The 12,709-nt window shown below is 68.2% G+C and carries 14 protein-coding genes and 2 tRNA genes; 5 read left to right on the plus strand and 11 right to left on the minus strand.

Annotated features, from left to right (window positions below; all coding sequences use genetic code 11):
* Positions 1-807 (plus strand): Fpg/Nei family DNA glycosylase, encoded by an 807-nt coding sequence (locus ACSMFO_RS11170; protein ID WP_436458448.1) that lies wholly within the window; start codon positions 1-3, stop codon positions 805-807.
* 90 nt (positions 808-897) lie between these two features.
* Here ACSMFO_RS11170 and ACSMFO_RS11175 read toward each other — a convergent pair whose 3' ends face one another.
* Positions 898-1,671, minus strand: a complete 774-nt coding sequence (locus tag ACSMFO_RS11175) for a hypothetical protein (protein WP_436458450.1) — start codon at positions 1,669-1,671, stop codon at positions 898-900.
* Positions 1,672-1,782: 111 nt separating this feature from the next.
* Between ACSMFO_RS11175 and ACSMFO_RS11180 the strand changes: the two genes are divergently transcribed.
* From ACSMFO_RS11180 to ACSMFO_RS11190, 3 genes are read left to right on the plus strand one after another with little or no spacing between them, the layout of a single operon-like run.
* Positions 1,783-2,658, plus strand: a complete 876-nt coding sequence (locus ACSMFO_RS11180) for a TIGR03619 family F420-dependent LLM class oxidoreductase (RefSeq protein WP_073846419.1) — start codon at positions 1,783-1,785, stop codon at positions 2,656-2,658.
* A 3-nt stretch (positions 2,659-2,661) separates the two neighbouring features.
* Positions 2,662-3,105: a nuclear transport factor 2 family protein gene (locus ACSMFO_RS11185; RefSeq protein WP_436458452.1), complete on the plus strand. Its 444-nt coding sequence runs from the start codon at positions 2,662-2,664 to the stop codon at positions 3,103-3,105.
* Between the two features lie 2 nt (positions 3,106-3,107).
* On the plus strand, positions 3,108-3,743 hold the full coding sequence (locus ACSMFO_RS11190) for a hypothetical protein (protein WP_436458454.1): 636 nt from the start codon (positions 3,108-3,110) through the stop codon (positions 3,741-3,743).
* 3 nt (positions 3,744-3,746) lie between these two features.
* Here ACSMFO_RS11190 and ACSMFO_RS11195 read toward each other — a convergent pair whose 3' ends face one another.
* The 9 genes from ACSMFO_RS11195 to ACSMFO_RS11235 all read right to left on the minus strand — a co-directional run bounded on the left by ACSMFO_RS11195 (position 3,747) and on the right by ACSMFO_RS11235 (position 11,956).
* Positions 3,747-4,961 (minus strand): RNA polymerase sigma factor, encoded by a 1,215-nt coding sequence (locus ACSMFO_RS11195; protein ID WP_436458455.1) that lies wholly within the window; start codon positions 4,959-4,961, stop codon positions 3,747-3,749.
* A 27-nt stretch (positions 4,962-4,988) separates the two neighbouring features.
* Positions 4,989-5,891: a TauD/TfdA dioxygenase family protein gene (locus ACSMFO_RS11200; protein ID WP_073846421.1), complete on the minus strand. Its 903-nt coding sequence runs from the start codon at positions 5,889-5,891 to the stop codon at positions 4,989-4,991.
* Complete coding sequence (locus ACSMFO_RS11205) at positions 5,888-7,210, minus strand: LLM class flavin-dependent oxidoreductase (RefSeq protein ID WP_436458457.1); 1,323 nt, start codon at positions 7,208-7,210, stop codon at positions 5,888-5,890. Before ACSMFO_RS11205 ends, ACSMFO_RS11200 begins: the two co-directional genes overlap by 4 nt.
* Positions 7,207-8,046 carry an ABC transporter permease gene (locus ACSMFO_RS11210; protein ID WP_073846422.1) on the minus strand — a complete coding sequence of 280 codons (840 nt, stop codon included), beginning with the start codon at positions 8,044-8,046 and terminating at the stop codon, positions 7,207-7,209. Before ACSMFO_RS11210 ends, ACSMFO_RS11205 begins: the two co-directional genes overlap by 4 nt.
* Positions 8,046-8,807 (minus strand): ABC transporter ATP-binding protein, encoded by a 762-nt coding sequence (locus ACSMFO_RS11215; protein ID WP_436458460.1) that lies wholly within the window; start codon positions 8,805-8,807, stop codon positions 8,046-8,048. The genes ACSMFO_RS11210 and ACSMFO_RS11215 overlap by 1 nt, the downstream gene beginning before the upstream one ends.
* Positions 8,804-9,823: an ABC transporter substrate-binding protein gene (locus ACSMFO_RS11220; protein WP_436458461.1), complete on the minus strand. Its 1,020-nt coding sequence runs from the start codon at positions 9,821-9,823 to the stop codon at positions 8,804-8,806. The genes ACSMFO_RS11215 and ACSMFO_RS11220 overlap by 4 nt, the downstream gene beginning before the upstream one ends.
* Positions 9,824-9,913: 90 nt before the next feature.
* On the minus strand, positions 9,914-11,080 hold the full coding sequence (locus ACSMFO_RS11225) for an ROK family protein (protein WP_436458463.1): 1,167 nt from the start codon (positions 11,078-11,080) through the stop codon (positions 9,914-9,916).
* A gap of 60 nt (positions 11,081-11,140) precedes the next feature.
* Positions 11,141-11,581 (minus strand): GNAT family N-acetyltransferase, encoded by a 441-nt coding sequence (locus ACSMFO_RS11230; RefSeq protein ID WP_436458465.1) that lies wholly within the window; start codon positions 11,579-11,581, stop codon positions 11,141-11,143.
* 301 nt (positions 11,582-11,882) lie between these two features.
* A tRNA-Pro gene (locus ACSMFO_RS11235) sits at positions 11,883-11,956 on the minus strand.
* A gap of 84 nt (positions 11,957-12,040) precedes the next feature.
* Here ACSMFO_RS11235 and ACSMFO_RS11240 point away from each other — a divergent pair.
* Positions 12,041-12,114: transfer RNA gene (locus ACSMFO_RS11240), tRNA-Gly, on the plus strand.
* A gap of 59 nt (positions 12,115-12,173) precedes the next feature.
* Here ACSMFO_RS11240 and ACSMFO_RS11245 read toward each other — a convergent pair.
* Positions 12,174-12,692, minus strand: coding sequence for a hypothetical protein (locus ACSMFO_RS11245; RefSeq protein ID WP_436458467.1), 519 nt, complete (start codon positions 12,690-12,692; stop codon positions 12,174-12,176).
* Positions 12,693-12,709: the final 17 nt, after the last annotated feature.

Here is a 12,709-nt window from a genome sequence, read left to right on the forward strand (position 1 = left end):
ATGCCCGAGGGGCATACGCTCCATCGCTTGGCACGTCTGCACAAACGCCGCTTCGCCGGTCACCCGGTCGAGGTGTCCAGCCCGCAGGGACGGTTCGCCGCCGAAGCGTCCCGTTTGGACGGCCGGGTGCTGGTGAAGGCCGAGGCGTACGGGAAACACCTGTTCCACGACTACGGTCCACACGGGACGGTGCACGTCCATCTCGGCCTTTACGGCATGTTCTCCGACGACCCGTTGCCGGTTACGGAGCCGGTCGGGCAGGTCCGGATGCGGCTGGTCGGCCCGACGCATTTCGCCGACCTGCGCGGCCCGACCCGGTGCGAACTCCTCGACGCGCCCCAGGTCGACGCGATCAAGACCCGTCTGGGCCCGGATCCGCTGCGCCGTGACGCGAAGCCGGACAAGGCGTGGGACCGGATCTCGCGGTCGAAGACGTCGATCGCGGCACTGCTGATGGACCAGTCGGTGCTGGCGGGCGTCGGCAACGTGTATCGCGCCGAGGTGCTGTTCCGGCACGGTGTCGCCCCGCTCGTCCCGGGCCGCGCGCTCGATCGCGGGCTGTGGGACGACATGTGGGCGGATCTCGTGACGCTCATGCGGCACGGTGTCCGGGTGGGACGGATCGACACGGTCGCGCCGGAGCACCTGCCCGAGGTCACCGGCCGCGCGCCGCGGCAGGACCGGCACGGGGGCGAGGTCTACGTCTACCGCCGTGAGGGGATGCCGTGTCTCGTGTGCGGGACGGCGGTGCTGCGGAGCGATCTGGCGGCGCGGAACCTCTTCTGGTGCCCGACCTGCCAGGGCTGAAGGGACTCTCCTCGCATCTGACGCAGCGAAAGGGCCCTTCACCGCATCGCATGCGGTGAAGGGCCCTTTCAGCCCTCTTGAAGACCGGCGCTAGAAGTCGAAACCGCCGCCGTCGAAGCCGCCGCCATCGAAGCCGCCGCCGTCGAACCCACCGGCGTCCCCGCCCATGTCGCCTCCGGCGTCGCCCGCGTCACCGCCGGCACCTGCGTCCTCCTGGCCCGCGTCGTAACCCGACTCCCAGGCCGACGCGCTCGCGATCCCCGCCATCCCGGAGAACATCGCGCTGAACAGCAGCATCGAGCCGAGACCCCAGGCACCGGCGACGAGTGCGGGCTTCCACCACGGCTCGCTGTACCAGCCCTGCGGCACCGGACGGCCCGCGACGCGGCCACCGGGGTAGTAGTGCGGCGTGCGCCGGCTCGGATCCGGCGAGGCCTCGTAGTGCTCGCCCTCGACGTCGACCGAGCGGTACTCGGTGACCTTGCCCGCCCGATCGCGCTCTTCGCTGCCGGGCAGTTCCGGACCGGGGTCCATGCCCATCGCGAGCCGCGCCGCGCGGACGTAATAGAGCCCTTCGATGGCGGTCTCGCGCACCAGCCGGGCCTGCTCGACGGTCTGCGCCTGCTCCATCTGGGAGCCCGCGGCGGTGAAGCGTTCGGACGCGTCCGCCATCGCCTGCTGGGAGGCGGTGTCCGTGCCGGTGAGGTTCATGACCTGACCGCCCAGTCGTTCGACGAGGCGCCGTGCGTCCGCCTTCGCGTCGTCCAGCTGGCGCTTCTTGGCCGCCGCCTGGGATTTCGCGAAGTAGATGCCGCCGCCGACCACGACGACGAGGAGCACGATCAGGAAGATCGCGGTGCCCATGGGTTCAACTCCAGGAATCGTTCGGCCTTTGATCGGATCAACGCGGAGGGTCCGCCGGGGGTTCCCGTGCGCACTGGCGGGCGAAACTAGAACACGTTATAGTTCGGCTCCATGAAGTTCACCCTGTCGATCGCGATGAATCCGCTCGATCAGCTGGGCGAGCTCGCCCGGGCCGCCGAAGAGGCGGGTTTCTCCTCGATCGCGCTCCCGGATTCCCTGTTCTATTCCGAAACGGTCTCGGCCGACTATCCGTACACGCCCGACGGCAGCCGCTTCTGGACCGAGGAGACGCCCTGGGCCGATCCGCTGGTCGCGGCCGCCTCGATGGGCGCGGTCACCGAACGGCTCACCTTCTACACCTCCGTGCTCAAACTCGGCTCTCGCAACCCGGTCCTGCTCGCCCGCCAGGTCAACTCGGTCGCGGCGCTGACCGGCGGCCGCTTCGGGCTCGGGCTCGGCGTCGGCTGGTCGCCGGAGGAGTTCCGCTGGTGCGGCGCGCCGTACGAGAAGCGTGGCAAACGCGTCGACGAGGCCATCGAGGTGCTGCGCCTGATCCTCGACGGCGGGATGGTCGAGTTCCACGGCGAGTTCTTCGACTTCGACAAGCTCCGCATGAGCCCGACACCGCCGTCGCGGGTGCCGTTCTACATCGGCGGCCACACCGACGTCGCGCTGCGCCGGGCCGCCCGCGTCGCCGACGGCTGGTCTTCGGCGATGATGAAGTTCGACGACCTCCGCGACACGATCGCCAAGCTGCGCGGGCTGCTGGCCGACCAGGGCCGCGCCGAAGATCCCTTCGAGTACCAGGCCGTCTGCATCGACAAGTTCGGTCTCGACGGCTATCGCGAGCAGGGCGACATCGGCGTCACCGACATCATCACCATGCCGTGGGTGTTCGACGGCCTCGGTTTCGACGCCGAGGTCGGCCCGAAGCTCGATTCCATCAAGAAGTTCGGCGACGAGATCATCGCGAAGATCGGAGACTGAACCATGGGTGTCGACGTCTGCTGGGATCCGGCCACCGAGCAGCCGCCCGCGCGGCGGGCCGCGTTCCGGTCGATGACCGCGGTCACCGCGGGGGACAAGGCCGCCTGGCTCGAACTCTTCGCCGGGGACGCCGTCGTCGAGGATCCGATCGGCCGGTCGATGTTCGACGAAGAAGGCAAGGGACACCACGGGCACGACGGGATCAGTGCCTTCTGGGACAAGACGATCGCGAACGTCGAGCGCTTCCAGTTCACCATCCGCGATTCCCACGCGGCAGGGGACGAGGTCGCGAACGTCGGCACGATCACGACGTACCTGCCCGGCGGCTACCGCGTCGACACCGACGGCGTGTTCGTCTACCGGGTGCGCGAGGACGGGCTGATCGTGTCGATGCGCGCGTTCTGGGAGACCGAGCGCGCCATGGCCACGGCCCGCCAAGAGGGCTGAGCGTGCGACGACGGCTCGTGCTCACGCTCCTGGCCGTCGTGGCCGCGGGCGTGGTCGCCGCCGTCGTGGTGACGTCCAGGGAGGAGCCGTCCCCCGTGGCCGAGTCCACGGCTCCGCCTCCGCCTCCGCCTTCGCCTCCGGCACCGGAACCACCCGTCGCCTTCTGCCCGGAGAGCGCGGGCTCGGATCGCGTGCGTTCCCCGTCCGGCCTCGACGGGAAGACGGAGCCGCGCACGCCGTCCGGCCCGCATCGGCTGGCCTACTTCGTGGTCGACGACAAGGGCATGAGCGACTTCACCGCCACCGCCGGTCAGCATCTGCCGATGGGCACGTCCCAGGAGGGAGCCGTGCAGGTGGTGGTGTGCGAGTACCCGAAGCCGACCAACGAGCGCGTCGGCACCTGTGACGGATACGAGCGGCAGGGCAAGCCGCCGCTGTCCGTCGCGGTCACCGGCGTCCAGTACACCTACAAGGCTTACGACGCCGACAGCAAACGCCTGCTCGACACCTTCGTCCTGCCCGGCACCCGGGTGTGCCCGGGCTCGGTGACGACGTTCGACGACGTGCCCCGCGCCATCGAAGCCCGATCCGACTACGCCGCGGTGATCGATCGCCTGCTGCCGCATCTGCGCATGTGAGGCTCAGCCGAGCCGCTCCGCGCGCCGGGCCAGGTACCGCTGCTCCGGTTCGCTCGCGGTCTTCCCGGCGGCACGGAGGTAGGCCTCGCGCGCGGCGCCGGTGTCCCCGGCCAGTTCCAGCAGGTGCCCGCGTACCGAATCGAGCCGGTGCGTCTGGCTCATCCGGCTGTCGTCGTCGAGCGTGGCCAGCAGTTCCAGGCCCGCTTCCGGACCGTTGACCTCGGCGACCGCGACGGCGCGGTTGAGCGTGACGACGGGCCCGGGCGAGACCTTTTCGAGGACGTCGTAGAGCGCCAGGATCTGGGGCCAGTCCGTGTCGGCCGTCGTGGCCGCCTCGGAGTGGACGGCGGCGATCGCGGCCTGCACCTGGTACGGCCCGACCGGGCCCGACTCCAGAGCCTCGCTCACCAGCGAAACCCCTTCGGTGATCATTTCCGCGTTCCAGCGCGTGCGGTCCTGCTCGGCGAGCGGGACCAGCGAGCCGTCGTCGCCGGCACGGGCGGCCCGGCGGGCGTCGGTCAGCAGCATGAGCGCGAGCAGCCCGGTGACCTCGTCCTCGTCGGGCATGAGCCGCCGGAGGAGCCGGGTCAGCCGGATCGCCTCCGCGGTCAGGTCGGCGCGGTGCAGGTCGGGGCCGCCGCTGGTCGTGTAGCCCTCGTTGAAGATCAGGTACAGCACCTGGAGGACGACGCGGAGCCGTTCGCCGAGTTCCGCGGACGGCGGCAGGACGAACTCGGCGCCAGCCTTCTTGATGGTCTGTTTCGCGCGGCTGATCCGCTGGGCGAGGGTCGATTCCGGGACCAGGAACGCGTTCGCGATCTCGCCCGTGGTCAGCCCGCCGACGGCGCGCAGCGTGAGCGCGAGTTGCGACGGCGCGGACAAAGACGGGTGGCAGCACAGGAAAAGAACGGTGAGGGTGTCGTCCGAATCGGACACAGTGGCCGGGGCGGGATCCATCAGCGCGTCGTTCTCTTCGCGCCGCCGTCGTGCGCTTTCGCTGCGCCACTCGTCGACCAGCCGCCGTGACGCGACCGTCGCGAGCCAGGACTTCGGGCTGTCCGGGACGCCCTGCTCCGGCCATTGCTGCGCGGCCGAGAGCAGGGCTTCCTGGACGGCGTCCTCACAGGCGTCGAACTGCCCGTGCTTGCGCACCAGCAGCCCGATGACCTGCGGGGCCAGCTCCCTCAGGAGCGCTTCCACCTGACGATCGGTCTTCACGACGCCAGTCTTACCCCATTCGCGACGTCAGGCGACGGGGGAGTAGTGCGAAGCGTCGCCTTCGAGGGATTCGCTCGGCACCCCGTCGATGCCCACCGGGACGTCGCCGGCCACGGTGACGCGGTTCAGGCGGCGGGGCAGGTCGTCGTAGTTGTCGACGGCGTAGTGCTGGGTGATGCGGTTGTCGAACAGCACCAGCTGGTTCGGCTCCCAGCTCACCCGGACGACGTTCTCCGGCCGGGTCACGTAGGACTGCAGCAGTCGCAGGATGTCCCGCGACTCGCCCTTGGACAGCCCGATGATCCGCTGCGCGAACCCGCCGATGTACAGCCCGCGTTCCCCGGTCACCGGATGCACCCGCACCACCGGGTGGACCGTGCGGAACTTCTGCGAGACGAACACCTCGCGGCGTTCCCGCTCCGCGTCGTCGAGGGTCTCGGGCGCCTTCGCGTAGTCGTAGTCGTTGGTGTGCTCGGCACGCAGCGTGTCGGCGAACGCCCGGAGCGGCTCCGGCAGATCCCGGTACGCGGCGGCCGAGTTCGCGATCAGCGTCTCACCGCCATACGGAGGGACGACCAGGCTGCGCAGCGTGCTGGCCTTCGGCGGGTTGTGCACGAAGGTGACGTCGGTGTGCCACTGGTTCGCGCGGCCCTGTTCGCTGTCGACCGGCAGGATCGCGGGCTCGCCGTCCACCGACGGGACGGTCGGGTGCGCCTTGGTCAGTTCGCCGAAGTGCTCGGCGAACCGCTGCTGGCCCGCGTCGTCGAGGTCGACATCGCGGAAGACGAGCGCCTTGTGCTCGTGCAGGGCGTCGGTCACGAACGCGACGGTCGCGGCGTCGAGTTCCTTGGCCGGGTCGACGCCGAGGACCTGCGCGCCGATCCTGCCGGTGATCTTGCGGACCTCGACCTGGGTGTTGAGGGCGGTCATGCGGCGTGCTCCTTCACTGGTGTGCGGTGGGCTGGGCGGGCGAGGCCGTAGTGGCCGCGCAAGGTCGTGGCGGTGTACTCGGTGCGGAACAGGCCGCGTCTCCGCAGTTCGGGCACCACGAGGTCGACGAAGTCCTCGAGACCTCCCGGCAGCGTGGGCGGCATGACGTTGAAGCCGTCCGCGGCGCCTTCGGTGAACCAGTGCTCCAGTTGGTCGGCTACTTGCGTGGCGGTTCCGGCGAAGACGCGGTGTCCCCGGCCGCCCGCCAGTCGCTCGATCAGCTGACGGATGGTGAGGTTCTCGCGTCGCGCCAGGCCCGTGACCAGCTCGAACCGGCTCTGGGCGCCCTCGGTGAACGTGCCGACGTCGGGCAGCGGACCGTCGAGCGGGTACGGCGTCAGGTCGTGGTCGAGCAGGTTCGACAGCTGCCGCACGCCATACGCGGGCGTGATGAGGGCGTTGAGTTCGGCCTCGCGTTCCTTCGCTTCGGCCTCGGTGCGCCCCAGGATCGGGCTGATCCCCGGCAGGATCTTGATCTCCTCCGGCGAGCGGCCGTACTTCGCGAGCCTTCCCTTGACGTCGTCGTAGAAAGCCTTGCCCTCGGCGAAGGTCTGCTGCGCGGTGAACACCGCCTCGGCGAACCGGGCCGCGTACTCCTTGCCCGTCTCCGACGAACCGGCCTGGACGAGCAACGGATGTCCCTGCACCGGACGCGGGATGTTGAGCGGGCCGCGGACCTGGAAATGCGGGCCGTTGTGGTCGATCGGGTGGATGCGGTCGGTGTCGGCGTAGACACCGCTCGCCTTGTCGATCACCGCCGCGTCGTCGTCCCAGCTGTCCCAGAGTTTCCTGGCCACTTCGACGAATTCGGCGGCGCGCTCGTACCGCAACGCGTGCGCCGGCCGGGCGTCGCGATTGAAGTTGCGCGCCTCGTCCTCGCCCGCCGACGTCACGATGTTCCAGCCCGCGCGCCCACCGCTGAGATGGTCGAGCGACGCGAACTTCCGCGCCAGGTGGTACGGCTCGTTGTAGGTCGTCGACGCGGTGGCGATCAGCCCGATGTGCTCGGTCGCCCCGGCCAGCGCGGAAAGCAACGTCAACGGCTCGAACAGGGTGTGGGAGTTGTAGCGGACGTTGCCCCACAAGGCGACACCGTCGGCGAGGAACAGCGAATCCAGCTTGCCGCGCTCCGCCGTGCGGGCGATGTCGACATAGTGCTTCAGCGTCGCGGCGCGGTGCGGATCAGTGCTCGGATGCCGCCACGCCGCCTCGTGATGGCCGTTCGGCATCACGAACGCGTTGAGGTGTAAGTGCTTCACGCCTTCTCCTTGACACGCCAGGTGGAGAACCGCCGCTCCAGTGCGACGAAGCCCGCGTTGATGGCCAGGCCCAGCACCGAAACCGTGATGATCGCGGCGTACATCTGCTGGATCTGGAAGTTGACCTGCGAGTTGTTGATCAGATAGCCGAGCCCGGCTTTGGCGCCGACCATTTCGGCGGCGATGAGGATGAGGATCGAGTACGCCGCCGCCATCCGGATGCCGGTGAAGATGGTCGGCACCGCCGACGGCAGGATCACCTTCCGGAACAGGCTCGGGCTCGACAGACCGAGCGAGCGCGCGGCCTTGACCAGCAACGGATCCACGGTGTTCACCCCGGCGATCGTGTTGAGCAGTACCGGCCAGACGCAGGCGTAGACGATCAGCGCGATCTTGGACACCTCGCCGATGCCGAGCAGGAGCGTGAACACCGGCAGCAGGGCCAGCGCGGCGGTGTTGCGGGCCAGTTCCAGCAACGGGTTCAGGAACTCGGCGAGCGGCCGGTACCAGGCGATCAGCAGGCCGAGCGGGACCGAGACGCCCACCGCGATGACGAATCCGGCGGCGGACCGGCCGAGGCTCGCCAGCAGATGGTCCGCCAGCTGCCCGTTGAGGATCAGCTCCCAGAGCGCGACGAGGTCTTCCGACAGCGGCGGGAGGAAGGTCCTCGTGCCTTCGTCGAGCAGGTACTGGGGAGCGAGTTCCCAGAGGGCGAGGAAGAGCAGGATCGCCGCCGAGCTACGAAAAGCCTTGCGTAACGGATTCTTCTTCTTGCGGGGTTTCTCGGCGGCCTTCAGTCCAGTGTGGACTTTCGGCGCTTCGAGGGTGGCGGTCATCAGGCGGCCCTCCGGATCTCGTCGTGCAGCAGTTCCCACAGCCGATGGCGATGGGCCACGAAGGCGGGCGCCGAGCGCAGGTCGTCGTTCGAGCGGTCGCCGAGGTCGATGTCGACGACGTCCTTGAGCCTGCCCGGCCGGGACGTGAGCACCGCGACCTGCTGTCCTAAATAGACGGCTTCTTCGATGCTGTGGGTGATGAAGACGATGGTCTTGCCGGTGCGCTTCCAGATCCGGCGCAGTTCCTCTTGCAGGAGTTCGCGGGTCTGGGAGTCCAGCGCGGCGTACGGCTCGTCCATCAGCAGCACGTCCGGGTCGTACGCGAGGCTTCTCGCGATCGCGACACGTTGTTTCATGCCACCGGAGAGCTGATGGGGGAGATGGTCTTCGAAGCCGGAAAGCCCGACCAGGTCGAGGAATTCCCGCGCTCGCTCGGCACGCTCCCGTTTGGTCAGGGTGCCGCCTTCGAGGCCGAACTCGACGTTGGCCCGCGCGGTGCGCCACGGGAACAGCGCGTACTGCTGGAACACGACCCCGCGATCCAACCCCGGCCCGGTGACGGGTTTCCCGTCGATCAAGACCTCGCCGGAGGTGGGTTTCGCGAGCCCGCCGAGCAGATCGAGCAGCGTGGACTTGCCGGAACCGCTCGGCCCGACGAGGGAGAGGAACGTGCCGTCCTCGATGTCGAGGGAGATGTCGTCGAGTGCGGTCAGCGTGCCGAAGGTCTTGGTGACCGAGCGCAGGCTGATCTTGGCGGTCATGCGCCACCGCCTTCGCGGTACGGGTTGAACTCGTTGGTGTAGATCTTCTTCAGGTCGACCTGGTCGTTCTTGATGAACCCGGACTGCTTGAGCCAGTCCGTCCAGAGCGTGTAGTCGTTGTCGGAGATCAGCCCGCCCTTGGTGACACCGGTGCTCTTCCAGTACTTGAGCGTTTCGGTGTTCTCGTTGCGGCCGCGGTTCTGGATGATCTTGGTGAACCGGGCGATCACCTCCTCGCGCGGAGTGGTACGCGCCCACTCGATCGCCTTGGCCACGCCGGTGACGAAGGTTTTCGTGGTCTCCGGGTACTTCTTGATGAAGTCGGTCCGCAGCACGTACGGCCCGCCGTTATAAGGTCCGAACGCCTCGACGTCCTTCACGATCGGCCGCACGCCGCCTCCCGCGAGAGCACGGTCCTGCAGGACGCCGTTGAGCGCGGCGACGTCGATCTGACCGTTGCGTAGGGCCTGTTCGGTGTTGATCGGGGGAAGGACGACGAGCTGTACCTGGTCGATCTCGGCGTCGGTGAGGCCGTTGCGCTTGAGCCAGGTGTCGAGGGCGGCCTCCAGGTTCGCGCCGACGGTGTTGACGCCGACCTTCTTGCCGATGAGGTCACGTGCGGTGCGGATCGGGCTGTCCTCCTTGACGTAGAAACCCAAGAAGGTCTTGTCGTCGGAGCCGTAGTAGTTGACGACGGCCTTGATCGGAGCGCCGGCGTCGACGAGTTTGGCGACCGCGCCGGTGAAGGCACCGCCGAAGTCGGTCTGGTCGGTCGCGGCGGACTGGATGTCCTGCGGTCCGCTGATCGTGTTGCCGACCCATTTGAGTTTGACCGGGCCGAAGTAGCCGAGGTCTTCGGCGAGTTCGGGGAAGGTGACGTTGTTCGCCGACCCCTGGTAGCGGAGTTCGAGTTTCTCCGGCTGCCCGGCCACGCCCGCCGGGGTCGCGGAGGCGCCGCAGCCCGACAGCGCCAATCCGGCGAGGAGCGCGGCGATCAAGGGCACTGGTTTCTTCACGGTGGGCTCTTTCGTTCGGGTTCGCGTCGTTGAAGAAGATTCTTCGCAGGCCCGGCGCAGAGCGTCAATTTTGCGATTTAGTGAAGTAACTCAGGATGCGTTGGCGAGGTTCGTGAAAAGCGGATCCTCGTAGAGGGCGTTCAGCATGACCGCCGCGCCGGCCGTTGCCAGCTCTGTACCCGGAAAGCTCGACGCCACAACGTTTTTCTCCGCGTCCTGGCAGATCCACGAGCGCTGGGCGACCTCGTCCCGGATCGTGGAAAGGCATCCGTCGACGTCGCGTACACTCTGGTCGAGCACGATGAGGATTTCCGGATTGAGGACGTCGAAGAGCAAGGCGGCGGCCTGTCCGATGATTCTCGCGCGTTCCCGGAAAAGGGCGATGGCGCTTTTGTTCCCCGATGCCGCCAAATGGAGCACATCGGTGAAATCCGGTTCTTCGATGATGTGCGCTTCGGCGGCCTTACGGGCGATCGTGCGCTCGGACACCGTCGCTTCGAGACAGCCGGATCGCCCGCAACGGCAAGGTTCCTCGCTGTCGTCGACCCGCAAATGCGCGACGGCGCCCGCCGCCGATCTCGGTCCATGATGGACGGTGTCCCCGGTCGCGAAGGCGGCGTCGACCACGTTGCCGGTGAACAACTGCACGACACTGCTCCGCGCTCGCGGTTGCCCCAGCAGGCGTTCGGCATGGATGAGCGCCCGCGAATGCCCGTCGACGCGGACGTCGAGACCGGTGACCTCCGTGAGCAGTTCGCGCAACGGAACCCCGCGCCAGCCGAGCAACCCGTGCTCCACCACCGTTCCCGAGGCCTCGTCGACCCATCCGCCGGTCGCCACCCCCAGCCCGAGCGGCGTCCGCTCCGGCGCGTGTCCGACGAGGAGGTCGTCGAGCAGTTCCGCGATCTGCGCGGCCTGCACCGCGGGCTCGGCGCCGTGATGTGGGGATTCCAGCTGTGCCAACACTTTCCCGCGCAGATCGAGCAGCCCGACGGTGAGATGGTCGACCGCGACATGCGCTCCGCACACCACGAACCGCTCCGTGTCGAGCTCCAGCGGCACATACGGCCTGCCGACCGCGCCCGCGACCTCGGGCAGCTCGATGAGGAACCCGCGGCGCATCAGGTCCGCGACATGCCCCGTGACGGCCGCGGCACTCAGCCCGGTGCGACGCGCGATGGTGCTGCGCGCTATCGCCCCTTCGTCCAGCACCACGCGGAGCACCGCGCTGGCACTGGCGCTCCGCCTGCCGGTCACGGTGCCGATGTTCGCAAGCGGGTGGCGATGGGCCTAGGGCTCTCAGCATCCGGGAGCTGGTCAGGCGGTCAGTTCGCGGAAGAACTTGGCGCTGCGTTCGCAACGGTCCTCGTACCCCCGTGCCCGGTAGAAGGCGTGCGCGCCGGTCCTGCGGCGGGAACTGCTGACCTCCATCGCGCCGCAGCCCCACCGCAGCGCCTGCTCCTCGGCGGCGGTGATCAGTGCGCGTCCGACGCCGGTGCCGCGTCGGGTCTCGTCCACCACCAGGGCCACGATCCGTCCCACGGCGCCTTCCCGCTCGAGAAGCGGGATCGCGACCACCGCGATGACCCCGACCACGGCACCGTCGGACTCGGCGACGAACGCGGCACCTTCGGGATGACGTTCCCAGCGTTCGAGCCGGCCGCGTACGTCGGTCTCGTTGTTGTCGGGGTAGCCGAGCTCGGCGAGGAGGGTGGTCACGGCGGGGGCGTCGGTGGCGCGGGCGTGGCGGATCTCCATGATCGCCATCATGCCCGGACGGCTCGGCCGCTGACTCGGAGTGAGGGGTGTGTGGAAATAGGGACGTTGAGTGTCCCTATTTCCACACACCCGTCGCGATCGGACCAGTCACGCGGGACCGTGTGGATTTCGGGTCATCCAACGCACCAAAATCCACACAGTCGTGGCCTCGCCGAGTGACAACCGGACCCGGCGGCAAACGAAAACCGGCAATGCGGAGGGTCGCTGAGCGCGACGCCGACCGTCGAGCCGGCACGGCCAAGCCGAAACACCGGTGTTCATGCAGGCCAAAGGCCTAGGGTCGGGATGACAGGATTTGAACCTGCGACCCTCCGCTCCCAAAGCGGATGCGCTACCAAGCTGCGCCACATCCCGTGACTTCCCCGATCTCCCGGGGGGTGTGCGCACAGCCTAGCGGGTCACGCTAAGCTGTTTTCGCACCCGGTACTTCGGGGGCACGCGGGTGTAGCTCAATGGTAGAGCCCTAGTCTTCCAAACTAGCTACGCGGGTTCGATTCCCGTCACCCGCTCCACAGCTCCACATCAGAACCCGCAGGCGCCTGGCCTGCGGGTTCTTTCGTTTCCGCTTCGGTCAGGCGGGGTCGGCGGGCTTGTTCTGCAGGCGGGTCCAGAGGTCGTTGATCGGCTTGGTTCCGGCGCCCACGACCAGACCGGTCACCAGCAGGTCGAGCCAGTACGCGACCTGTGTTCCTTGGCGATCGGTGATGGCGTGCAGCAAGGTGATGTTCGTCCCGGCTGCCAGCAAGCAGGCGAGACCGGTGGCGAGGCCCCACGTCACGATGGCGGTCCTGTTCCTCGCCTTGCTCAGTGCTGCCCTCTCGGTGTTCGCCTGTGCCTGATTTCCCGCGGCCTGGGCGGCCTGGAGGGCGGCTGCCGGGGTGGCGGAATCCGGCCCGAGGGCAGGGGCGAAGGGCTGGACGATCCGCTCGATGGCGAGCGCCATGACGAAGAGCAAGGCGAACGCGTTGAAGCTGGTCGCGATCTGCGGTTGAGTTTCATCACCCCAGGCCTGATGAACCACGAGTACTGCGATCAGGTAGCCACCGAGCAGCGAAGCGAACCCGGCGGCGATGGTTGAGAAGTTCGGCATGGCGACTCCTTCCGCGA

This window comes from Amycolatopsis sp. w19, assembly GCF_051373225.1.
Taxonomy (GTDB): Bacteria; Actinomycetota; Actinomycetes; order Mycobacteriales; family Pseudonocardiaceae; genus Amycolatopsis; species Amycolatopsis japonica.